Here is a 23,311-nt window from a genome sequence, read left to right on the forward strand (position 1 = left end):
CTCATTAATAAATGTTAAATTTTTTTAAAAAGTAATATTACTCCAACTCCCCTCTCCCTTCTTATAATTAGGCCCTATTGTTTATAAGGGTATATGTTTTACCAAATTCATATAATGAAAATGGATTAAAACCAATAATAGTAGACAGAAAAGATCATTTGAATGTCATATTGACATAAACAAAATAAAGCGCTGTTTTGTATTGTATTCTTATATGAATAGTAGGATTAATGCATATATCTTTTGCAATGAATTCTCGAAAAATACGTCAACAACCTTCCTCAAACATAGGATGCTATAGAATTATAAATATATATATCTATATTTATATCAAAATCCCTGTATATTTTTACTATATCGAAAAAAGTTTTTGTGAGTTTAATCATTTAAACCAATCGAGAATTTAATAGTTCAGTATATTAAATGGAACTATTAACCAATAATGGATGTGTGCTGATTTGAACCGCTTGGTTTATCACCAATAAGTCCTCCAAGCTAAGTAAAGTACGGTGCACAACACTTTAAAGAGTTGTATTGTGAGTTTGATTGTAATTCCTTTAATAGTTATAAATAGAAATTACATATGTGGAGTTTTCTAAAAAAAAGATTACTGATAAATTTGTAATCACAGTTAAAGTTTTATCACAATAGTATTGTAACCGTTTGCAGAGGAAATTGTCAAACTATATTTATATAACTTAATGAATGAATCTATCTTCATCATGTAAAATGTAGAAAATAAAAGACAGGAAACCCTTATAATCTAGGGATCCCTGTCTTTTTAGTGAAATACGGTTATTGTTCTATTTATTTATTTATTAAGCAACGCTTCTTTTTCTACTTTTAACATATAATGCCATACCTGCAATAATAAGAATTAGACCGATGAATAGGAAGTTAAACATACTCGTTGCTGTATTAGGAAGCTCGTCTCCATCTTTATCAGTGCTTTCAGAAGACTCTTCTTTTGTTTCTTTTACCTCTTCATCTTCTTTTACTTCATCTGATTTTGATGATTCTTCATCTTTTTCTGTCTCATTATCTTTTATAGGAGTCTCTTCATCTACAGAAACTTCTGTCTCTCCATTATCTGAAGTAGCTAAATCATCAATAGCATTTTGTAATTGGACAATTAATTCTTCAAGTCCAGCCACTCGATCTTCTAAAATATCATTTTCAGATCGAAGCCTTGCAAAATCGTCTTCGAGAGCTTGAAGTTTACTTGCTAATTCCTCTAACTCTGTCGAATCTTCTAGAGCTTCAATTTGTGCCTGTAAATCTACAATTCTATTTCTTAATTCTTGAATTTGCTCTTCTAGTTCATCTACTGGCGGCTCTTCATCTACTGGTGGTTCTTCGTCACTAGATGTTGATGATAGAGCACCAACATACGTTCCATTAGTACCTGCATTATTTAATAAACTGTCAGTAGTTAACCGAACGAAATCACCGAAAATGATATTCCCTTCGCTGTCTCTTTCAAACCTTTCTGGAATAGCTGTACTTACAAAATCAGATGCATCAATCACAACACCATTACTATTGACCGATTTCTCACCGTCAAAGAAGAAGTTTGTGGCATCTACATTACCAGAAATATAGTCAGGAACAGTACTATCAGTATTTGTTCTAAAGGATACGTTATTTCTGAAAATCCCCATATCGTCTGGTTCAAAGTATGGATTAATTCTAAAAATGAAATTAGAACGCTTATTATCAAAAGAAGTATTGTTTTCCACAATCATTTTTCCAGGGTTAAAGTTATCTGTAAACCCATCCATATTATTGTCGAAAGCAATATTGTTTTTCAAGATATGAGCTACCGGCAAGCCTTCTCCACCGACTTTAAATCCACTTCCGGAAGTACCATCCTTGTTGTAACCATCACTTAATTTACCATTTGAATAAGCAATATTTCCATCAAGAACGATCGGCATGTTCGGACCTTCATTCGTTCTATTATAGAAATCCCAACCATCATCGATATTGTTATGAGCAATGTTTCCTTTAAAGACGTTCCCTTCACCAACACCTAATTTAGCTGCAAATCCATCCGCATTAATATCTGATTCATCACGGTTATCATGTGCCACACTATTAATTACAAGATTATGCTGCGGCCAGAAGTTTGGATCAGATCCACTTCCAGAAATTTGGAATCCGGAGTTCCGATTAAAGCTAAATGTCATTAACTCAATAACGTTATGGCTTCCATTTATTCTCATTCCATTTCCAGTTGAACGTGTGAGTTCAAAACCTACAACATGCCAGTAATCAGCATTGAGTGAGAATAAGTTTCCTCTTTGATATTCACCATCGAAAATTACTTCCTCACCATTATATGGTGCAATGGTTTTCAATGCTCCTTCTTCCCCACTATACTGACTACTAATGCTAATTTGAGAATCATATGTTCCACCAAGCATAAAGATTGTTTCCCCAGGAAGAACATACTTTACTGCTGTATTAATATCTAATGGATCTTCTTTCGTTCCAGCAGCATCACTCTTACCGTCTGGTGAAACAAAAAGTCCAGCCCCACTATTAAAAATACGCTTATTAACCGTTACTTCTCTTTCAATAGTATCGTTGTTTGGAGCTCCTATTGGTGTAAATCTTACCGTAAACTTCGTCTCGTCTTTATCTAAATCAGCTACATACTTTAATTCTTCCCTTGCCCCTAGTGATAAATCGGAAACAACTTCTTGTCCATCTTTCAATACAGTATAGCTTCCAGCATAATTTGATAATGCTTTTAAGTTATAACTTTCTGAACCTGAGTCAGCTGGTGAAACAATGTTCATGAAAGCATTAGCTGGTTGAGGTGGAATTACTGGTGATGGCTGAGTATTCGCTTCGCTTAATGTAATACTCGCATTTTCAACTGTCATCGCTGCATTTCTCGATGCATAGAAACCTACTTGCATGTTATCTTTATCGATTACTTGAACCATATCAGCACCAGAAATACTTTTCTCATATGTTGGTTCCCCATCTAAATGAGAGTATGTTACTGACATAATAAAATCTGTATCTGTTCTTTCAAGCTTTAATCGTAATGGTTTGTTCATTGAGTCCTCTAATGATGATGGGGCACCAGGAATTCTATCTCTTTCCCACGAGCTCCCAAGGTTCCCCCATGGTTCTACAACCCCTTTACGAGCAAGGGCACTAACCCCGTGACGCATAATTCCTACGGCAAATAGATTTGATGCCGCAGGTACTTCCTCAAATCCCATTAGCATTGGATCTTGACGAGCTCCTCCATTCAAATCACGAACCATGATTCCAGCACCCTCTTGTCCATTTGGGTTGGCACCAGTTTCAGGTCCAAGCTGCTCAAAAGTAATATCTGCTTCAAGAACAAAATTATATTTATTTGCATCTAATGTTGTATAATAAAATGTTAATCCATCATGTCCAGGAGCTAATTTCCCCCCACGACTTTCCATGAATATTTTACCATCAATCGTACCTGGAAATTCTGGATCAGCGTAGTTAACCCCAACTTTTTCGGGCAAAACATTTGCTGAAAAGTTTAAGTCAACTGACTGACCAAAAGCGATTTCCTTCCATACTAGATCATCTGGATCTGTAATGTCTTGAGCTAATCCTATTAATGGTACATTTCCTAGAGCTAATAAAAAAATAAGTAGTGCTATCATTGATTTTGAAAGCATTTTTTTCATATACTCATCTCCAATTTTTATTTTTACAACTTAAGGATTACTTGAAACATGGAAAGCTAGAATAAAACCATTGTACCTATGTACTTAACTCCTTTTACCTCCTTCTTATATTTGTATTTATTTTTTACAAGATTGATAGACTGATATTCTAGTAGTTACTACTCTTGTATAAAAATTATATTAAAATAATAATATTATGCACAAATAAACTTCTTAATCACAGATCAGGTTTGATCAATCAAGAGAAGAGAATATGTAATTACCTTTTGTTTTTTTATAAATTAGATAATGAAAAATTGAGAAGCCGTTAGTACCTTATCTTAGGAGGACAAGCGGACAAGATACTATATTATGTGCGAGTAGTTAACAAAGAAGTTAGTTGTCTTAATAGAAGGCTATTTTATTAACATGTATCATATACACTATGTACCATTAGAGTTATAGTAAATAACAACGTTGTAATATATGCTTTATTGTAATCGCTTACAATTATTATGTCAACAAATATTTTTATATCAAAATAATACGTTCTTTTTAAATATTCTACATGTAGAGCTTATTATGTGAGTTAGTTGAATTAATACTTCCTTGTTATTTATTCTCTTGCTTTTTCATTATTATTTATAGGATAAAACAAGGTTGATGTCATACTCTGTTCTATCTCTTCTACGGACATACCATTAGAGTAATTATTTATTTCCACTTCAATTTTTTTCAAATCATCTTCTAATTGTTCACTCTCATTTGTATCATTTTCTATTTCATTTTTTTTCTTTAGAAGCATGTTTCTAGTTTCCAAAAGTACATAAAGATTTTCCAGTTTTTCTATGTATGAAAATGGTTGTTCCTTCATTATACCTTTCCCTCCGAATTCATTAGATATGAAAAGTAACCCCATCTTTCTTTTTAATGGGATGGGGCATATAGAAAACAAAACTTTCTATATTTTTATTTTTGATTTTCGTTACTGTTACCTGGATTTAATTCAATTTCAATTTGTCCTGGATGTGGTGTATCGTGAACTATTTCATTTAAATCCTTCTTTTCAATTTCAACATTCTCATTTTTATTTTGATCTTTTGCACCCATTCTAATTACTCCTTTTTTAAACGTCCAATTTGATTATCCTTTTGACCCTGGACCTTCTTTTGGTCGGTTGTGATTGCTTCTTATATACTCCTCTTTAACGTCTGGAAGGCTTTCTTTTGGTGTTTGATTATTAGTAATAGCTGCATTTCCCTGTCCTTTTCTTTTTCTCATTTCTAATTCCCTCCCTTAAGCTTGATGAACTTAGTTTATGAAAAAACCAAACTTGTAGCCGTGGAAAAAAATGTATTGAACTTGATTCAAGTATATTTTTTTAGTAAATGAATGTAGAATATTACCTCCACGTATATAACTCAGATTTCATAAAACTGGCTTACCTACTTTACATCATTTTAAAACAAAAGCCCCGCAAGTATATTCATACTTTACGGGGTGAAAAAAACGAATATTTAATCTTATTTAGAGTCTAATGCTCATCACTACCATAGATCATTTCATATGTTTTACTGTTCAATTCAGATGGTGTTCCATCAAAAACAACTTCTCCTTTATTTAATCCTATAATCCTTGAAGCAAATTCCTTTGCCAATGAAACATCGTGAACATTTAAAACAGAAACGAGTTTTTTCTCATTGTGAATGGATTGAAGAAGGCGAAAAATACTTCGTGAAGTATTCGGGTCTAGGCTAGCAACTGGTTCATCACCTAAGAAAATATCAGGTTCTTGCATTAAGGAACGGGCAATGCCAACACGTTGCTTTTGTCCTCCACTCAGCTGCTCCACTTTACGATCTGCAAAAGGAAGTAATCCAACTCTTTCTATATAATGCTGGACTAATGCTTTTTCTTCTGCTGTAAACAAACCGAGGAGATTCTGGAACGGTTTCTTTTTGCCAAATCGACCGGTTAGTACATTTTGGCGAACGGTTAATCGAGGAATTAGATGAAAATGCTGAAAGATCATTCCTATTCTACTTCTTAATTTCCTTCTCTCCTCTAACCTTAGATCATAATAGTTTTTTTCTAAAACCTGTATTGAACCAGCTGTAATTGGCTGTAATCCGTTAATTGTCCGTATAAAGGTTGACTTCCCTGCGCCACTTCTTCCTAGAACGCATACAAATTCTCCCTTGTTTAGCGTGAAGGAAAGATTTTTTATGGCATCTTCATTTGCTTTTGGATAACGTACCGTTACTTTCTCTAATTGAATCATCAGTCATTTCTACCCTCTCTTATATAATTCTTTTTCGAACGTAGGAGCCAAACATATCAACACAAATAACAAGGACCATGATAACAATAATAGATACAGCCATACCATCATAATAGAAGCTTTGATATTGGTTAAAAATTTGCTGTCCTAACCCTCCACCACCTACAAAGCCTAAAACGAGAGAAGTACGAATAGCAACTTCAAACCGATAAAAATAGTGAGAAAGTACATTTGGCCAAATTTGAGGAATAATAGAAAATAAATTTCCAATTCGATGAGTTGCCCCAACAGATTTCATTGCTTCCTGTGGTCCTTTGTCTGCCGCTTCAATTAGTTCAGAAATCAGTTTTCCTAGAACTCCTATATTATGTAATAGGATTGCAAGTACTGCTGCAAATGGGCCAAGTCCAATGACAACAACAAAAATGAGACCAAATACAATTTCAGGTACAGAACGTAATCCTGATAGGAAAAAGCGAACAGACTGGTAACTGAAATAATGACGTGATGTATTATGTGCAGCAGCAAAGCTTAATGGGATACCTATTAGTAAAGCAAATACTGTACCTAAAAAAGCCATACCTAACGTTACAAAGCTTTCCCTTAACAAAAAGGGTAAAATTGACCAGTCAGGAGGTATAAAGCTTCTTTGGATAAAGGAGATCATATTTTCAAGTTGTATAAATTTAGATAAATCGAAGTTAGTCAAGTCCATACTAATCCAGGTCAATAGGATTAATATGACAAAGTAAATTAAATGACGCTTGCGGAACCAGATCACACTTACGACTCCTTTCACATAAGAAAAAGGAATGAGATTAATCCCATTCCACAACTTTTATTTCCACTTAATCAATTGTTTCTGGGTCTAGCATGTTGAATTCACGAGCCGCCTCTAACACATCTGCGTATTTACTATCATCAATAATCGTAAATGCGGAGGCACCACCAAATATCTTTAAAATTTCTTCATCGTCTATATTTAAGAAAGCTTCTTGCACTTTTCCTATCATCTCTTCATCCATATCGTGTGGAACAACCCAAGGGTATTGATAAAGCTGATTTGATTGCCATACGATCTTTATTTGACTATCATCAACTGCTCCCGCAGCGACTAGTGCACCATAAATAGCACTGTCGATGGCACCTATTTCTACATCTTTATTTTCTACTACTCTAGCTGTAATATCGTGTGATCCAGTATATCGAACAGAAGCAAAATTATGATTATTCTCGTCTTGAAATACTCCACGATTAACTAGTTCTGTTCCTGGAATAAGCGATCCTGATGTAGAAGAAATACTAGCAAAGGCAAAGTTAATCCCTTCTGGCCCAGGATTATCTAAAGCTTCGTCTAAGGTATCCCACGGTTGATCCACGTGTGAAATCATGTAGGAATAGTAATAAGGTTCACCATCTATAAGTTGAGTAAGAATGGCTTGCGCACCACTATTTTCGTGGGCAATTAAGTATGTTAATGGTCCTAAAAATGCTAAATCAATGTGACTATAGTTTATAGCTTCTACTACCGCATTATAGTTCGGGTAGTGTTCAACTGACACCTCTCTATTTAAAGCTTGTGCAAGCTCCTCTTCTAATCGATCTAAGCCTGTTTGCATTTCCCCAATAGATTGAGCCGGAATAACTGCTACTTCAAATACGCCTTCATCAGCTGTAGCATCCCCATCATTACCACCGCAACCAACTAGAAATAAAAATAAACAAAAAAGCATGGCATAAAATATTATCTTTAATTTACTCAATCGTACTTCATCCTCTCAGTATTAAACATGAATTTTTTCATGCTATTTCTATTGCTTTTCTAACACTAGCATTAATCATTAAGGTTGTAAAGATTCTACTACTACGCTGAACTTTTGACTATGTAAAATAGATTTTTTTATAAAACTTGCGATTTTTTACTATGCCAAGCATACCATGTAAGGACAAGTATTTTTGGGGGTTACTATGGGTGAATTTGCTGAAATATTTATCATTAGTATCATTACGGATTTAGACAATATTGTAATATATACTTCCATACTAATGCGTAATCCAACAGTCTTATTAGCTGGTTTACTAGCATTATTTCTAGCATTAAACCGCACCTTATATGTATCGCTTGTTCAAGAAATCACTCAAATACCAGGTATCAATATTTTTATTGGTATCATTATTCTTTTTATTGCATTGAAAATGACAACTAAGCAAATTGATCTGTTTGAAAACCGATTCCCTTCTATCATTAAAGTAGTAGGTACAATCTTAATTCTTGATTTCTTCTTAGCATTAGATGGTATACTACTTATCTCCACTGTGACAGAAACAAAATACAATGTATTTATCGGTATTTTTATTAGCTTATTAATATTATTGCTGTTTTCACCTATGGTGTTTTTTATTTTAAAATTTTTTCCTTATTTTTATATCATCGCTGCATCATTTATCGGTTATACAGCAATAGATAAAATTGTAAGTGATGAGTTAATCCAAAAAAGCTTAATGTCTTTTAATAACTACATATTTTTCGGTAATATTTTTGACATCATTTGTATTTCAATTACTGCATTAATATTTTTTATAGGTATCTTTTTCTACGAGAAAAACAAAAGGGTTTATCCAGTCAATAAATAATCATCCAATAAGTTGTATATAAGTCTTTAGTTCTCTTTATTTAAGAAAGTACGTAGAGGAGTCGTTTGGGATATCTAACAAGTTGAGAGATAGTCTAGAAATCAATCTTGACTACCTCTCATAATTTTCTTTACTTTGTATTTTTCTTTTTAGCAGCTTCTGCTCCTTGGCTAAGTACTTCACCTGCATCTTTATCGTCAGGAGCATTACCTAGTGGATTTACACTTCTAGCTCCAGGGACTTTCGGATTTTGACTTGATACAGACCGTTGTTTTGCCACATTATCACCTCCTATATTTAACAATTTGATTAAAAAAGTAATTCATACACTTCATTAAGCTCTTTCGCCCTTTTGTTATCCTGTTCTTCGTTTGCATAGTTTATTTCTTTTTTCATCACTGAATTCAACATTTCTACTTCCCTCGTATTTAGGCTTTTGACAAAATCACCTTCATTTTCAAAACGGTTTGATTCTAGTTTTTTATAAATGTGTAAGCATAAATCGTCCTTTTCTATATAATTAGACAATGATTCACGTAAATACCCTAATGTCATTTCCAATACAATTCACCCTCTTAGCTACATATTGAATAACTTCCTTTAACTAATTATTAGGATGTGTTTCTCAATGAAATACATACATTAACTTTGTACTCACATTTAGTAAATAGTATTGGAGTTTAAAAATAATCACCACACTTCCAGTTATTTGTAAATGATATAAATTAATCCATTAGAAAAACGCTTACTTCATAATTGAAGTAGGCGTTTTTCTAACTTGTAATGAATGTGATAATGACTGCACTAATATAACCTTCTCACTCTAAGTCTCCTTATTAACAAATAACAGTCCAAAATGGTGTGGAGGTAGGTTCACTTGTTTTATTAAAGACCCACCAACTTGTTCCATCAATTGTGTAATATCTTCTTGTTTTGGACGAATAGCTAAAGAAGGGCCACGTGGAGTATCATCATAATTCCAATGGACAATAGCGATTTTCCCCTTTGGCTTAATAAGCTTCATTACATTTTCCAATACCTTTACAGGTTCTTCACAATGCAAAATATTGAATAAGCTTACATAATCAACTAGACCAACTTCGTTCAATATAGCTTGTTTTGTTTCCTCCTCTAAAATATCCCCTTCAATCAGTTCGATATTTTTTTGTTTGTTACTGCGTCTTTTTTCATAACAACAGTTTAAAAAGTATTTATCAATATCTATACCAATAGCTTTTCCTGATATCCTTTTAGCAGCTGGAAAAAGAAAAGTACCATACCCACACCCAATATCCAAAAAATGATGAATTTCCTCTGATACACCTAATTTGTCTAGTACTTTTTCAGGGTAAAAATAACTATTCCAAATTTCTTCATCAGGCATTCCTGATTCACGAAATTTCAACTAAATCCCCCCCATACAAACTCCTTCTATAGCTTTATTTTAGTTGAGATTTTATAATAAAGGAAATGCATAGTTATTATAAGAACTATTAGTTTTTTGCATATCAAAACGATTTTCGTTGAAATTAGGAGAGTATATGATGGACTTACACCAATTAAAAACTTTTTATTATGTTGCAACCTTATTGAATTTCTCAAAGGCAGCACAAAAAGTTTCACTTAGTCAACCGGCAGTCTCTCGACAAATGGAGGCACTTGAAAATTATTTTGGACTTGATCTTTTTTACCGAATTAACAAAAAAATCGAGCTAACAGATGCGGGAAGAAGATTATTAAAGTATACAGAAGAAATGCTAATGCTAGAGGAAAAAACAAAGCGGGATATGGAATCCATAAAGAGTATTGATTCAGGAGAAATAGTAATTGGTGCTGGAACTTCAATAGGTAATTATTTCTTATCTCCACTGATAATGGATTTTTCTTGCCAATTTCCTAAAATAAACTGCAAGCTTATAATAGATAATACTTCTACTATTTTAGAAAAACTCCGTAATGGCATTATAGATATAGCCATTGTGGCTGAACCAACATTCGACCCTAATTATTTTTATGAAGCATTAGTTCATGATGAGATTATTTTGTTATCCACAAATAAGGAACGTTACAAATTTGAAAAGCTCTCATCCGTACACGAACTTAATAATGAAGTATTTATTTTACGAAATTATGGATCAAATACGAGAAAGTGCATCAATAACCTATTTGAAAAACTACAATTTGTTCCTTTAAAAATTGTGGAGTTTAGTTCAAATGAAGCCATAAAACAAGCAGTAATAAACGGAAATGGTATTGGTGCTTTATCAAAAATCACAGTTCAACTAGAACTACAAAGTAAAGTGATATTTCCAATACCAGTAAAAGAACAATGTAAAAGACAGTTTTTTTTAGTTAATCATAAAGGGAAATATATGTCTCCAATTATATTAAAGTTTAAAGATTTCATAATGGAAAGAATCAACCACATTCAATAATTTCTATAAATACATATCCACTATAATACATTATCTATTCTTGTGAGTACTTGCTTAGCTCCTCCTTCAATGGCCAATTCAAAATGATGAGTTGACGATAGTTCCTTATTAATAAGAACAGTATGACCTTTTGTCATGAAAGGTAATTGATTTACGGGATAAACTTGGAGACTAGTTCCGATAACGATAACAAGATCCGCTTTTTCTATACTCAATAGGGCTTTATTCCAGGCAGCTTGTGGTAATGTCTCACCAAATAATACAACATTTGGTCGGAGCTTCCCATTACACTGATGACAAGCTTTCTTATCCAAAAACTGAGCTTTCGTTGCTCGAGAATGGCATGTATGACAGCGAAAAGTTTCAATTGACCCATGGAGTTCATGTATTTTGTTACTTCCAGCAGTTCTGTGGAGTCCATCTACATTTTGAGTAGCTATATCATTAATTAGGTTCTTTTCCTCCCATTTGGATAAAGTATAATGACCTTCATGTGGTGCGGTAGTTTCCAATGTTATAAGCCTCATTTTATAGAAATCATGGAACAACGCATAATTATGTTCAAGAGCATCCACTGTTGCTACAGTTAATGGATCAATATTTTTCCACCATCCTGAACGGGATCTAAAATCTGGTATACCACTTTCCGTTGACATTCCTGCTCCAGTTAATATAGTCGTATGTGTTGATGCTTTTAAAAGACTTTTTAAATCTAAAATTTTTTCTTGCTGTACAGAGTTACTATCATCCAAAAAGATCACCACCATTTATCAAATATTAATTATATCTACTCTTTCAATAAATTTTAACATATAAAAAAAGCGATGATAGTCAACTTATAGTTGTAAATTGACATCACCGCATTATTTTTACGCTATATACTATCCTAATACTCACAAGAAACTCCTTTCATAAAATGAGTTTAGCGGTATCCATCTACCCAACCGTTTCGGATAGCTTTAACCATCGCATCTGTTCTATCCTTAGCTTGAATTTTTTTTAGTATATTTCCAATGGTTGTACTAACTGTTGATTGAGCAAAATAAAGTTTTTCAGCTATTTTTGCGTTATTATTACCATCTAAAATTAGTTGTAAAATCGCTTGCTCCTTTTCTGATAAAATTGATTCTACTTTCCTTTTATTTAGAATAAGTTTTTTTAATGGTTTGTCTTTATTGTTTTTTCGTTCAATTTCATGAATAAGCTCTAAGTGTAGTTTTGGTTCTAAAAATATTCCTTTTGTAATTAACGAGTTTAACACAATGGTGACATTTTTTTGAAAATACGAAAGGGAGACAATACCATTAATAGGATAATTTAAAAATTGAAGCATATCTTTTCTTAGAGGATCTATTGTCACTAGTAAAATTTTAGTATGTTTATCAACTACTGAATTTAATTGCATCTGTATATCTTCAATAGTTTTACTATCATTTCCTCCCACTACATAGAAAATCCAATCATCCCCTGTTATTCCATTATCATTTTTTAAATAAAAGTTCTTTAATTCAGATGATATTTCATCTTTCGTTCTACTTGCAAATGCATTTTTCTGATCAATGTAGATCAGCTTAAACTTTGTAGCATTTTTCTTTTCAGTTGTGGTAATTATCATATGATATCCTCCCTTTCCGCATATTAAGTCTTACCTAAAGCTAGCCTTATAATGTCGTATACTCTATCTTGGAAATGGTATAAATTTTTATAAAAAAAGGCTATTTTATTATAAAAATAAAATAGCCAAACAAAACATTATTTGGTAACCAGGCGATCATAGTATTATACCTTAGACCCTAGGCTTTGCGTCCTATCCTTTCAGATAGTTTGCCTTTAACATTATATATGTTATTAAATTTTAATCTATTGGTCAGTTAATCGTTAATCTAAACTTTAAATTTCATAATAATTGAACGAAGCTGTTGAGATAGCTGTGACAGTTCCTCACTAGAATTTGATATCTCCTCAATTGATGCAGTTTGTTCTTCCATTGATGCTGAAACCTCTTGAGTAGATGCTGAGTTTTGTTCAGCAATAGCAGATAAATTCTGCATTGTATCCAGGATATCATTTTTCATATGCTCCATCTCTTGACTTGATACATTTAAATTGTGAACTGCTTCTTCAACTTCTTTAATTGCATCTGCAATTTGCATATATTGAGTCCGACTATTCTTTATACTATGCTCTTGCTCATTTAAAATTGTTGCAACACGTTCCATTGTTTCAACTGCATGCTTGGAATTGGTTTGTAATTCCTTTACGACTAAATCGATAGTCCTAGTATTATCTGTGGATTGCTCAGCTAATTTTCTAATTTCATCTGCAACAACCGCAAATCCCCTACCGGCATCCCCTGCTCTAGCAGCTTCTATCGCTGCATTCAGGGCTAATAAATTCGTTTGGTCAGCAATATCCGTTATTACACTACTAGCTTTACCAATTTTGGAGGAGCTTTCATTCGTCTTTACGATACTATCGTAAACTTCCTTCGTAGCTCCACTACTTTCACTAGAAATTTTTGATAAAGTCTCAATTTCTTTTAACCCCTCATCTTTTACGAGGTTCATTTTTTCAGAAGCTTCATTAAGAACCTTGACAAAGTTCTGATTATGTTCAATACCCTCTCCTAAATGGACCGCTTTATTCGACCCATCTTCTGTACTTTTTGCCTGTTCTGATGCTCCGTTTGATATTTCTTCAACTGTTTTTGCAACTTCCTCAGCAACACTAGCTGATTGCTGTGAAGTAGCTGTAAGTTCTTCTGCAGACGCAGCTACATGATCTGAGGATTGATTGACCTCATTAATTACCTCTCTCATATTCGTAATAATTGTTTGCAATGCATTAGCTAGCTTTCCAACTTCGTCCTTTTGCTTTAAATATTTATTTGGAATGTCTTCCTTAATATTTAAATCAGCTAAGATAAGTGCATGCTTTGTTGCTGCTCTAATTGGTTTACTGATAGAACTAGCTAACAAGTATGCAATTATTAATCCTGCTACAACTGCAATACCAACTAGCATGAAAGTAAAATTCCGTAACGCATCTACACTAGCAAATGCTTCACTAGAATCCATTTCAATAAACAAACCGACATTTTCATTACCAAGACGAAATACTCCTGCATTACCTAACACTTCGTCTCCATCATAATTTTCGTATAAACCACCATACATAAATTCTAGATTATTTTCTTCTACCGCTACCAAAATTTCATTTATAGCTGGACCTTCCAAGGTATGTTGCAATGCACCATCTTCACTGTACTCTCCATGAAGAGTATTTGTTAGTAAAAGACCTTCGCGATTAACCATATAGGAATCGGCTGTGCTTCCAAGTTGATCCATCCCTTGATGGACAATTTGATCCATAACTTCTTGTTCAAGTAGTATATTAACTGTTCCCATTGTTACATTTGATTCATTAGCATAGACAGGAGTAGATACAGTGATGGTATTCATGCCAGCATATTCCGTAAATTCTACTTCAGACCAATGCTGCCTACCAGTTAACGCCCCCTGAATATATTCCCTATCTGAAAAATCATCATGTAGTATTGTATGACCATAACTTGAGGAAAAGATTACTTCTCCTTGATCGTCAGTTAAATAGATGTCTAAGAAATCGTACTCTCTAACTGCCATGGAAACTAACCTTTGAAGTGCAGTTCTTTGCTCTATCCAAGCACCCGACTGCCATCCTTCTTCTTCTAATACCAAATATGTATCGACTACTACTCCCATATTGGAGATAACGAAGCCATCTCCTTCTCTTTCACGATAAAAGTCATTAATTCTTTCTTCAATTAATGTAAAAAATAATTCCGATTGCCCAACGATATCTTCTTCTATTTGTTTCGAAGATTCATTGATAATAAAGATAGAGACAGTAATAAGAGGAATTAACCCAGTAATAATAAATAATACAATTAACTTTAATTTCATACTTAAATTTTTAATGATAAGACCCTCCTTTTTTTATCTTGGTTAAAGGAATTTTGTTTTTTATGAAAACGGATACAATATCATCTGAGTTGAAGTGTTCTAGTTGTTGTTAAATAGAAATATCCAATATTCATGTTTTACATGAATCTATTAACCTCCCTACTAAATAGTCTCTCAACATTAATTCCTTAGCTTTAATGTACATATCGCTTAAAGGGAAACAATAATTATGTAAAAAATGGTATTAATAAAGCCAAAAATTAAAACCCTTTTCAAAACAAAAAAAGGGCTTCTTAATGGTGTGCAACCGGCTACCATGCTATTGCTATTACTATAGCGTAGGCCCTTGGCTTTGCGTCCCTACTTTTCAGTAAGTTTGCCCTATCATATTCGATTCGAAAGTACTATTACTTGTTAACTATATAGAACATATTATACTATTATTTTACATAATTCAACAGAATAATTACAAATTTCATATAATATACGGAAAATATTTTCACTTTAAAGATTTTGGTACGTGAAAAATTCCCTCAGTATCATTCTAGTATCTTTTAGCTAAGGGGGTTTATCCTTTCAATTAAAAGGTTTGTAACGTTTTATAAATACATGTCATACCGAAAAATAAAGATTCTACAGGGATTCTTTCGTCCTCTGTATGTATCGTTCTCGCTACATTTATTTCCGGTGGAAGATTCATTGGTAAAAAGCCATAGGTCTGAATTCCTAATCGTGCAAAATGACGACCATCTGTTACTCCTGGAAGTATAAAGGGAATTGGTATTCCATCTGGATCATATTCGTTTATAATATCTGCTAAAGTATAGAAGTGCTGCATTTTAATATTTGTATGAGCAATGTCTGAACGAACAACTTCAACCTCTATAGAATCATCGTTAATCAATTGTTTTAATTCCTTTAAATAATCTTCTTCAGAAAATCCTGGTAATACTCTGCCATCTAGTTCCACTTCAATTTCACTTGGAATAACATTTACTTTCTCTGTCGTTCGAATGATAGTTGGAGCAACTGTGTTATGCAGTAAACTATCGACCAATTCACCATGTTCACCTAGACGATTAATTGCAAAATTAGTCATACGTGGATTTAAAAGCTGCTTAATAGCCATTTTTTTTGCAGGGGGCATATGGTTCGAAATACCTTCAAGCATTAACTTTACCTCCGGTGTAATATGGACTGGCATCCTATTGTTTAACTTTTTTAAAAGCTTTGATAACTTTGCCATTGCTTCATCTCTTATTGGCAAAGCTGCATGCCCACCTTTACCTTTAATAACTAGCTTCATCCAACAGATTTTCTTTTCCGCTACCATGATTGGATAAAAACGCTTATCAGCAATATATAATGTGAATCCACCAAACTCCCCGATTGCATATTGTATATCTTTAAATAATGAAGGGTGTTCCTCTACTAAAAACTTAGCTCCATAGTCTCCACCCGCTTCTTCATCACTTAAAATAACTAATAATACGTCTCCAGATAGCGGTATTTTATTAACCTTTGCTTTAAGAAAGGCTGCAATCATCATTGCAACCCCACCTTTCATATCTAAAGCTCCTCTTCCCCAAACAACACCATCAATTATTTCTCCTGAGAAAGGTGGATGTGTCCAAGATTGATTTTCTGTAGTCACAACATCTACATGTCCATAAAGCATAATTGGAGAAGTTTCTCCCTCTCCTTTTAGCCTAGCTATTAAATTAGGTCGATTTTCATCTTTATATAAAATTTCTGATTCAATTCCATATTGTAGCAATAATTTTTCAATAAATTGAATACATGCTTTTTCATTTCCAGGAGGATTGGAAGTATTAAATTGAATTAGTTTTTGTAAAAGTAACTCTGGTTTTTCATGAAAGTTTAATTGATGATTCATAATTATCTCCCCACATTTATACTACATTTTTAATATTATTTTTCCCTTTAATCATAAATAGTAACTTACCTTATAACGAAAGGTCAATGAACGAAATGTTAACTTTGTCAAAGATTAGCAGTAAAAAACTGAAAAGTAATAATTACTTTTCAGTTTTTTACTTTCTTTATTCATTTGTCACTTTTTCTTTCTCTTGATATATCTCTTCTTCTCTTTCTTTATGATTTATTTTCTCCTTAGACATTTCACTTCCCATATTTTTATCCTTTTCCATATCAACAACTTTTGACTTTGGTTTTATATTAGAAGAGCCTTTCATTATACTTCTTCCTTGAAAATGTGCATTTTCATCAATAACAATTGTATTCATTTCCGCTATTCCGTTAAAATGTCCAGAATCATAAATATGAATTTTATTTTCTATTTTTACGTTTCCCTTTAATTTTCCAGCAATATATAAATTTCTTGCTGTTACGGATTTTTCAACATAGCCATCTTTACCAATCGTCACGTCCCCAGCCGTATGAATTTCTCCATAGACATTTCCATCAATTCTGATACTTGATTCAATGTTGATAATCCCTTCAACGGATGTTCCTTCACCAATTAGTGTAGAGATTTCATTTAGTTTTCTTTCATTCTTTTTTTGATTATTGAACATTTTTCCACCAGTTCTAAACTGGCTTACACCTCCTTAAATATACTATTAATTTTTCATCTGAATCTACCGTTCATGAAATGTCATATAAATATAGGGATTAACGTATTCTCCGTTCCTTTTAATTTCATAGTGTAAATGAATCCCTGTGCTTCGACCAGTTGTTCCCATTCCACCAATCTTATCTCCCTTTTTCACTGATTCTCCTACTTGAACATCCGTATGATTTAAATGAGCATACAATGTTTCATATGTGTTACCATGCTCAATAATAACCGTTTGCCCATATGGTCCATCCCACCCGGCAAATGTAACAATGCCATCTGCTGTTGCATAAATCGGTGTATTTAATGATGAAGCAATATCAATTCCTGAATGAAAAGAAGTTATGCCTGTAAAAGGATCGTATCTCGTTCCAAACTCTGAGGTTATACGACCAGTTTTTGAAGGCATAATTGTAGGAATTGTTCTTAACTCAGCCTCATAAGCCAGTAGTTTTTCTACTGTCATTTCAAATTCACTAATCATATTAGGAAGTTGCGACCTTAGTTCTATTAATCTTTCTGATATATCACCTTCTCTAACATCTTCACCAAGAACCTCCACTCCTCCACTCCCATCAATAGTTGGATCAATAGGTAAATCCAGTTCAATATCATTTAATAGTTCTTCAAAGGCTTTAAACTCCTCAATAGAACGTTGAACCTCAATAGCATCTTCTTGTAACCTCAAATACTCTTGCTCCATACCTTCCATTTCAGATTTTACTTCCTTTACAACAAGATCACGTTTTTCGATTTCCTTATTTAATACTTCTTGTTCCATTACCTTTTCTTCAAATTTATACATAACGTAATTTGCAATAGAAAGAAGTATCATTACATTGATTAATATAATCATATAAAAAAGTAGTTTCGTTTTTTTTGTAATTTTTATTTTCTTAACAGAAGAACGAGCACCTGAAAATAGAATAACATTCCACGTCCTATGTTTTTTGTTATGATTTTTCAATGTGCACCCCAAAAAAAATTATGGGGACTCCCCCCTTTCATGCGTACAATTTCATAAATGATTTCTAAGGAAGAGTTTGTACTCTCTTTATTCTTTATAGATTTTCAAAAGCTTGTTTTCATTGCTTAGCTAATGATAGCTAAATTCCGCTGCCCCTTTGACTAACGCCTTGATTGATAACATCCATACTAAGACCAATTATTACACTTGGAAAATACAACACCAAATCCAAGCAAAATTTAAGGAAGTAGCCAAATTTGAATGATAGGTGTACCTTTTAACCATCTTCCCTATGATAATTAGTACTGGTACCAAAGTCAGAGCTTCTTCAACTACCTAATCAGAAAACCAATGGACATTCTCCTATCAGCTTAATTACACCGTAAGTGTTACGTAAAAAACATTAATTATTCTAAATCTATGAAGCTATAGATTAATACTTGACTACAAAATTGATATTTTTTTAAATCTGTTATTAGCAATATGGATTTGGCATCAATAACGATAAACTCTCATAAATATGATAATTTGTTTTCTTTCATTCGTAACATTCCATTAAAGTTATCATTATCAAATATGGTAAAATGAAAATTAGTATTTTTTGAATCCTACGATAAAGAACTCTAATCATTGTTACATATTAAGGAGTTGAACACTACGAAACAGAACACACTATTGTTAAAAATTTTAGGGGTAGTTTGTTACTTAACAGCATTGTTATATTTAGGAGAGCATTTCATTTCTAGTGATCTTTTGACGTTAATATATAGTCTTCTTGGAGGAATTTTATTTGTTTTCACACTATTTTACATACGAACTCTAAACCGTGTTATTGTTTTATCTCTTGTCATTATTGGGCTTATCTGCTTCTATATTGAAAATATATCATATAAAGAGGCCGTATTAGGTTTTGGGCAAAATATTAATTTATTAACCTTGTTTCTTCTCGTACCTTTAATAGGTACATTTATGTCTACTTCCGGTTACTTAACAGCCTTGAATGAAAAAGTTCAAGTGATGGAAGGAGCAAAAGGGAGTCACCCATACCGTAATAGCTTCTTTTTGGCTGCAACAATGGGTTTATTACTTAATTTAGGATCGATGGCGATAGTGAAACGAATATCTGAAGAAAGCTTTACATCCTATCGAAATTTAAAATTAACACTTACAATCATGCGTGGATTTGCAATGTGCATGTTTTGGTCCCCTTATTTTGTAAATGTTGCATTGATTTTAGTTTTATTTGATTTATCATGGTTAGATATTGGTGCATATGGCATTTCTCTAGCACTTGTTTACCTTCTTGTTTGCTGGATTATGTTTAAAAGAATTGCTTTTCCTGATGATCCCGTTATTGAAAATAATGGTCTAAAGGATGAAAATACAACTTCAAAATCATTAGTACCGTTCTATTTATTTTGTGTCGTTTTAATTAGTATGTCCTTTATTTTTGAATATGTCCTTGATGTAAATATGACAACAATTGTCTCTCTTTTAGCACTTATTTTACCAATGATCTGGGCTATTTTTACAAATATTATTAAATTTTATATTCAGGATGTATCGTTTCAAGTACAAACTTCCTTTTTTCGTATGAGAAATGAATTAGCAGTATTCATTAGTGCTGGGTTTATTGGATTAGCAATAACGGAAACAAATGTAGGAGCCCTTGTATCTCATTTTCTATTCCAAGCATCCTACGGGTCGGTATATGTATTAACATTACTTATTGTTTTGTTGTCAATCTTACTTTCCTTTTTGGGTATTCATCCAGTTATTATTGTAATTGGTATCGGTAGTGCCTTATCTCCAGCTGAATTTGGTGTAAGTCCAGAGTATTTTGCTGTTGTTTTCTTAATTTCATGGGCTATGGCTACACAAATTTCACCATTTTCTGGACAATTACTAATGGCAGCACAACTAATGGGGAAACCTACAACTACGATCGTCAAACATAATTATCAATTCGTCATAATATTAACTTTTCTATTATCATCTGTGGCTTATAGCTTTTTTGTATTTGGTTTAATATAGAAGAAAATAGTCTTACATTTGATCAGTTTCTTTAAGAAGAGCTCAGATAAAAAAAGCATCTAAATCAAAAAAGAGGCTACATATGCAGCCTCTTTTTATATATTTATTTTTATATTATTCTTTTATCATTTTAAATACTTGTTCAACATCTTTATCTCCTCTTCCTGATAAGTTAACTATAATTATATCATCAGGAGATAATTCTTTTGCTAGCTTCATAGCGTGACTTATAGCGTGAGAACTTTCTAAAGCAGGAATTATTCCCTCTGTCTTTGATAGAACCTGGAAAGCTTCTAAGGCTTCCTCACCACTTACAGTAACATATTCTGCTCTACCAGACACCTTTAAATAACTATGCTCAGGACCAATTCCTGGATAATCTAAACCAGCTGAAATAGAGTATGTTGGTTTAGGGTTTCCCTCATCATCCACTAAGGTTAAACATTTAAATCCATGAATAATTGCTGGTACACCTTCTGTTAATGTTGGTGCTTCAGATGGTTCTACACCAACTAAGCGCACTTCTTCTTCATCAATATAATGAGCAAATGCTCCAATGGCATTACTACCACCACCAGCGCAAGCTACAACGGCTGTGGGAAGTTTCCCTTCCTTCTCCAGTATTTGCCTTTTAGACTCTTCACTAATAATGGATTGAAAATGCTTAACCATGGATGGAAATGGATGTGGACCAACAGCTGATCCTAATAAATAAAAAGTATTTTTGTAATTCTCAACTAAATCCGATAATGCCGCGTCTACTGCATCCTTTAACCTTCCTTGGCCTTTATCTACTGAAACTACCTTTGCTCCTAATAACTCCATTCTAAAAACATTAAGAGCTTGTCGTTCCGTGTCTAACTTACCCATATAAATAATACATTCCATGTCAAACATGGAACATGCAGTTGCCGTTGCTACCCCATGCTGACCTGCACCAGTTTCAGCAATTATACGTTTTGCACCCATTCGTTTTGCCAGAAGAATCTGACCAATAACGTTATTTATTTTATGTGCACCTGTGTGATTTAAATCCTCTCGCTTTAAATAGATTTTTGCCCCATCTATTTTTTTCGTTAAGTTTTTTGCAAAGGTTAATGGGTTATCTCTACCTACATATTCTTTTAAGTAATAATGATATTCCTCAATAAATTCTTTATCATTTTTGTAATACTCAAATTTTTCTTCTAAAATATCCATGACCTTTTGAAGATCCTCTGGAATATAACTTCCACCGAATTCACCAAAAAACCCATTCTTTTTTTCTACACCAATATTCGTACTCATCTAAACTCCACTCCTCTATTCTCAGCTTTTTAAAAATAATTTGATTCTCATTTTAACATTAAATACTTTGCTTGCCAAATAATAAAAAGAAATCGACTAGATGTAATCGATTTCTTTCCATATTAATTACCTACCTATGAACATTTGCGTCCAATGGTGTCCATTTTCATCATACCCTACACCAATATGTGTAAAGTCACCATTTAAAATATTTTTACGATGACCCTCACTATTCATCCAAGATTGTACCACTTCTTCAGCGGTTCGTTGTCCTTGTGCTATATTTTCTGCTGCAGAGTTATAAGAAACACCAAAATCCCGAATCATATCAAAAGGTGATCCATAGGTTGGACTAGTATGTGAAAAGTAATTATTTTCCTGCATATCTGTTGATTTCGTTTGAGCAACATTACTTAAAGCAGAATCTCCTTGTAATTCATTTAATCCATTATTTCTACGTTCTGCATTTGTTAAATCGATTACTTGCTGCTGAATCGATCCTATGTCGTCAGTTGCTTGGTTCTCATTCTCCTCTTGGACGTCAGTAACCTCAGCTTCATCTTGTTGTGGTTGTTCATTTTGTTGCTCTGGTTGGTGCTGTTGATCGGATTGCTGCTCTTGTTGTTGTTCTTGTTCGGGTTGGTGCTGTTGTTGCTCTTGTTGTTGTTGTTCGGAAGCTTCTTTATTTTGTTGAGTTTGCCCGTTTTTCCATTGATTTTTCTTTTGTTTATTTTCTCTAGCGGTTTTAGCCCACTGTTTAGTTATTTGTTTTTGCTTTCCTTGATTTACATTTATGTTTTGCTGATGCTGTTTCCCTTGTTGATTAGTATCAATTTCGTATTCAAATTTTGCTTCTTGTATTTGTACAGCTTTCGTATGAGGAAATTCATTGCTTGACATTGTTGTACTCTCACTAGAAATATCTGTAGCATTTCTTTCTTGATTATTTATTGTGTATTTTCCTTTTTCATCTAGACCTATAAACCGTTCATTAACTGCATCGTCTACAACGTTGTTACAAGCTGTAATTACAATAGAGAATAAAGCAAAGCAGAATAATATTGTAATTTTTCTATTCATATTTAATACCTCCTATTTATACATAGGATTGGTTTATTTAAACGAAAGTATAGATGGAATTTTATTGTATTTTTTACGTCTGTTCTAGAAACAAATTTACAAATTTCTTTATCTTTCGTTATTTTTATTTATACAAAAAATATGTTCAGTTCTTAGAGACGAGGAAAACAGCAAAATCCAGTAATAAGATCCGTCTATAAGCAGTCTATAGCACCAGAAAGGAGGAAGATCCAGATTTAGGATCGCCAAGAAAAAATGTTCTATTCATTAGCCCAGCAACTTCCTAGGAAACGCAACTATCATTTCTTCTTATAAAGAATCCTTACCTTTTAGGTCTTTTAATTTAAACAAAAAAAGACACTCTCCAACGAGAATGTCTTCC

The 23,311-nt window shown here is 33.0% G+C and carries 21 protein-coding genes and 2 riboswitches; of the genes, 3 read left to right on the forward strand and 18 right to left on the reverse strand.

Features of this window, described 5'->3' with window-relative positions; translation table 11 throughout:
* Positions 1-818: 818 nt before the first annotated feature.
* The 7 genes from QA612_RS07065 to phnD all read right to left on the reverse strand — a co-directional run bounded on the left by QA612_RS07065 (position 819) and on the right by phnD (position 7,712).
* Complete coding sequence (locus tag QA612_RS07065; protein WP_278283077.1) at positions 819-3,689, reverse strand: LPXTG cell wall anchor domain-containing protein; 2,871 nt, start codon at positions 3,687-3,689, stop codon at positions 819-821.
* 595 nt (positions 3,690-4,284) lie between these two features.
* Positions 4,285-4,542, reverse strand: a complete 258-nt coding sequence (locus QA612_RS07070; protein ID WP_278283078.1) for a hypothetical protein — start codon at positions 4,540-4,542, stop codon at positions 4,285-4,287.
* A 95-nt stretch (positions 4,543-4,637) separates the two neighbouring features.
* Entirely contained in the window at positions 4,638-4,778 is a 141-nt protein-coding gene (locus tag QA612_RS07075; RefSeq protein WP_278283079.1) for a hypothetical protein, read from the reverse strand.
* 33 nt (positions 4,779-4,811) lie between these two features.
* Positions 4,812-4,949, reverse strand: a complete 138-nt coding sequence (locus tag QA612_RS07080; RefSeq protein ID WP_278283105.1) for a hypothetical protein — start codon at positions 4,947-4,949, stop codon at positions 4,812-4,814.
* A gap of 253 nt (positions 4,950-5,202) precedes the next feature.
* On the reverse strand, positions 5,203-5,949 hold the full coding sequence (gene phnC, locus QA612_RS07085; RefSeq protein WP_278283080.1) for a phosphonate ABC transporter ATP-binding protein: 747 nt from the start codon (positions 5,947-5,949) through the stop codon (positions 5,203-5,205).
* A gap of 19 nt (positions 5,950-5,968) precedes the next feature.
* Positions 5,969-6,730, reverse strand: coding sequence for a phosphonate ABC transporter, permease protein PhnE (gene phnE / locus QA612_RS07090; protein ID WP_278283081.1), 762 nt, complete (start codon positions 6,728-6,730; stop codon positions 5,969-5,971).
* A 67-nt stretch (positions 6,731-6,797) separates the two neighbouring features.
* On the reverse strand, positions 6,798-7,712 hold the full coding sequence (phnD, locus tag QA612_RS07095) for a phosphate/phosphite/phosphonate ABC transporter substrate-binding protein (RefSeq protein ID WP_278283082.1): 915 nt from the start codon (positions 7,710-7,712) through the stop codon (positions 6,798-6,800).
* Positions 7,713-7,917: 205 nt separating this feature from the next.
* On the opposite strand from phnD, the gene QA612_RS07100 reads away from it, so the two are divergent.
* Positions 7,918-8,583: a TerC family protein gene (locus QA612_RS07100; protein WP_278283083.1), complete on the forward strand. Its 666-nt coding sequence runs from the start codon at positions 7,918-7,920 to the stop codon at positions 8,581-8,583.
* 130 nt (positions 8,584-8,713) lie between these two features.
* Here the strand turns inward: QA612_RS07100 and QA612_RS07105 are convergent, their stop codons facing one another.
* The 3 genes from QA612_RS07105 to QA612_RS07115 form a co-directional block, all read right to left on the reverse strand.
* Entirely contained in the window at positions 8,714-8,863 is a 150-nt protein-coding gene (locus QA612_RS07105) for a hypothetical protein (protein WP_278283084.1), read from the reverse strand.
* Between the two features lie 29 nt (positions 8,864-8,892).
* Positions 8,893-9,144, reverse strand: coding sequence for a sigma-G-dependent sporulation-specific acid-soluble spore protein CsgA (locus tag QA612_RS07110; protein ID WP_278283085.1), 252 nt, complete (start codon positions 9,142-9,144; stop codon positions 8,893-8,895).
* A 262-nt stretch (positions 9,145-9,406) separates the two neighbouring features.
* Positions 9,407-9,988, reverse strand: a complete 582-nt coding sequence (locus tag QA612_RS07115) for a class I SAM-dependent methyltransferase (protein ID WP_278283086.1) — start codon at positions 9,986-9,988, stop codon at positions 9,407-9,409.
* 139 nt (positions 9,989-10,127) lie between these two features.
* On the opposite strand from QA612_RS07115, the gene QA612_RS07120 reads away from it, so the two are divergent.
* Positions 10,128-11,018: a LysR family transcriptional regulator gene (locus tag QA612_RS07120; protein ID WP_278283087.1), complete on the forward strand. Its 891-nt coding sequence runs from the start codon at positions 10,128-10,130 to the stop codon at positions 11,016-11,018.
* A gap of 20 nt (positions 11,019-11,038) precedes the next feature.
* Here the strand turns inward: QA612_RS07120 and QA612_RS07125 are convergent, their stop codons facing one another.
* The 6 genes from QA612_RS07125 to QA612_RS07150 form a co-directional block, all read right to left on the reverse strand.
* A complete protein-coding gene (locus QA612_RS07125; RefSeq protein ID WP_278283088.1) occupies positions 11,039-11,770 on the reverse strand; it encodes an SIR2 family NAD-dependent protein deacylase in 732 nt (243 codons plus the stop codon).
* A gap of 170 nt (positions 11,771-11,940) precedes the next feature.
* Entirely contained in the window at positions 11,941-12,633 is a 693-nt protein-coding gene (locus QA612_RS07130; protein WP_278283089.1) for a response regulator transcription factor, read from the reverse strand.
* Positions 12,634-12,773: 140 nt separating this feature from the next.
* Positions 12,774-12,857, reverse strand: a riboswitch (cyclic di-GMP riboswitch).
* A gap of 44 nt (positions 12,858-12,901) precedes the next feature.
* Positions 12,902-14,962: a methyl-accepting chemotaxis protein gene (locus tag QA612_RS07135; RefSeq protein WP_278283090.1), complete on the reverse strand. Its 2,061-nt coding sequence runs from the start codon at positions 14,960-14,962 to the stop codon at positions 12,902-12,904.
* Positions 14,963-15,261: 299 nt separating this feature from the next.
* Positions 15,262-15,353: riboswitch (cyclic di-GMP riboswitch) on the reverse strand.
* 189 nt (positions 15,354-15,542) lie between these two features.
* Positions 15,543-16,859, reverse strand: a complete 1,317-nt coding sequence (locus tag QA612_RS07140; RefSeq protein WP_278283091.1) for a M20/M25/M40 family metallo-hydrolase — start codon at positions 16,857-16,859, stop codon at positions 15,543-15,545.
* 166 nt (positions 16,860-17,025) lie between these two features.
* A complete protein-coding gene (locus QA612_RS07145; protein ID WP_278283092.1) occupies positions 17,026-17,520 on the reverse strand; it encodes a bactofilin family protein in 495 nt (164 codons plus the stop codon).
* 63 nt (positions 17,521-17,583) lie between these two features.
* Complete coding sequence (locus QA612_RS07150; RefSeq protein ID WP_278283093.1) at positions 17,584-18,528, reverse strand: M23 family metallopeptidase; 945 nt, start codon at positions 18,526-18,528, stop codon at positions 17,584-17,586.
* 675 nt (positions 18,529-19,203) lie between these two features.
* On the opposite strand from QA612_RS07150, the gene QA612_RS07155 reads away from it, so the two are divergent.
* Complete coding sequence (locus QA612_RS07155; protein WP_278283094.1) at positions 19,204-20,562, forward strand: hypothetical protein; 1,359 nt, start codon at positions 19,204-19,206, stop codon at positions 20,560-20,562.
* A gap of 114 nt (positions 20,563-20,676) precedes the next feature.
* Here the strand turns inward: QA612_RS07155 and trpB are convergent, their stop codons facing one another.
* Complete coding sequence (gene trpB / locus QA612_RS07160; RefSeq protein ID WP_278283095.1) at positions 20,677-21,849, reverse strand: tryptophan synthase subunit beta; 1,173 nt, start codon at positions 21,847-21,849, stop codon at positions 20,677-20,679.
* Between the two features lie 126 nt (positions 21,850-21,975).
* Positions 21,976-22,929 (reverse strand): CAP domain-containing protein, encoded by a 954-nt coding sequence (locus QA612_RS07165; RefSeq protein WP_278283096.1) that lies wholly within the window; start codon positions 22,927-22,929, stop codon positions 21,976-21,978.
* Positions 22,930-23,311 lie beyond the last annotated feature (382 nt).

This window comes from Evansella sp. AB-P1 (genome assembly GCF_029688925.1).
Classification (GTDB): Bacteria; Bacillota; Bacilli; order Bacillales; family Salisediminibacteriaceae; genus Evansella.

Excerpts from the sequence above, each read along its gene's own strand:
- QA612_RS07120 (WP_278283087.1), top strand. The coding sequence starts at position 10,128 with ATGGACTTACACCAATTAAAAACTTTTTATTATGTTGCAACCTTATTG.
- trpB (WP_278283095.1), bottom strand. The coding sequence starts at position 21,849 with ATGAGTACGAATATTGGTGTAGAAAAAAAGAATGGGTTTTTTGGTGAA.
- phnC (WP_278283080.1), bottom strand. The coding sequence starts at position 5,949 with ATGATTCAATTAGAGAAAGTAACGGTACGTTATCCAAAAGCAAATGAA.
- QA612_RS07080 (WP_278283105.1), bottom strand. The coding sequence starts at position 4,949 with ATGAGAAAAAGAAAAGGACAGGGAAATGCAGCTATTACTAATAATCAA.
- QA612_RS07065 (WP_278283077.1), bottom strand. The coding sequence starts at position 3,689 with ATGAAAAAAATGCTTTCAAAATCAATGATAGCACTACTTATTTTTTTA.
- QA612_RS07130 (WP_278283089.1), bottom strand. The coding sequence starts at position 12,633 with ATGATAATTACCACAACTGAAAAGAAAAATGCTACAAAGTTTAAGCTG.
- QA612_RS07145 (WP_278283092.1), bottom strand. The coding sequence starts at position 17,520 with ATGTTCAATAATCAAAAAAAGAATGAAAGAAAACTAAATGAAATCTCT.
- QA612_RS07075 (WP_278283079.1), bottom strand. The coding sequence starts at position 4,778 with ATGGGTGCAAAAGATCAAAATAAAAATGAGAATGTTGAAATTGAAAAG.
- QA612_RS07100 (WP_278283083.1), top strand. The coding sequence starts at position 7,918 with ATGGGTGAATTTGCTGAAATATTTATCATTAGTATCATTACGGATTTA.
- QA612_RS07140 (WP_278283091.1), bottom strand. The coding sequence starts at position 16,859 with ATGAATCATCAATTAAACTTTCATGAAAAACCAGAGTTACTTTTACAA.
- QA612_RS07135 (WP_278283090.1), bottom strand. The coding sequence starts at position 14,962 with ATGAAATTAAAGTTAATTGTATTATTTATTATTACTGGGTTAATTCCT.
- QA612_RS07165 (WP_278283096.1), bottom strand. The coding sequence starts at position 22,929 with ATGAATAGAAAAATTACAATATTATTCTGCTTTGCTTTATTCTCTATT.
- QA612_RS07070 (WP_278283078.1), bottom strand. The coding sequence starts at position 4,542 with ATGAAGGAACAACCATTTTCATACATAGAAAAACTGGAAAATCTTTAT.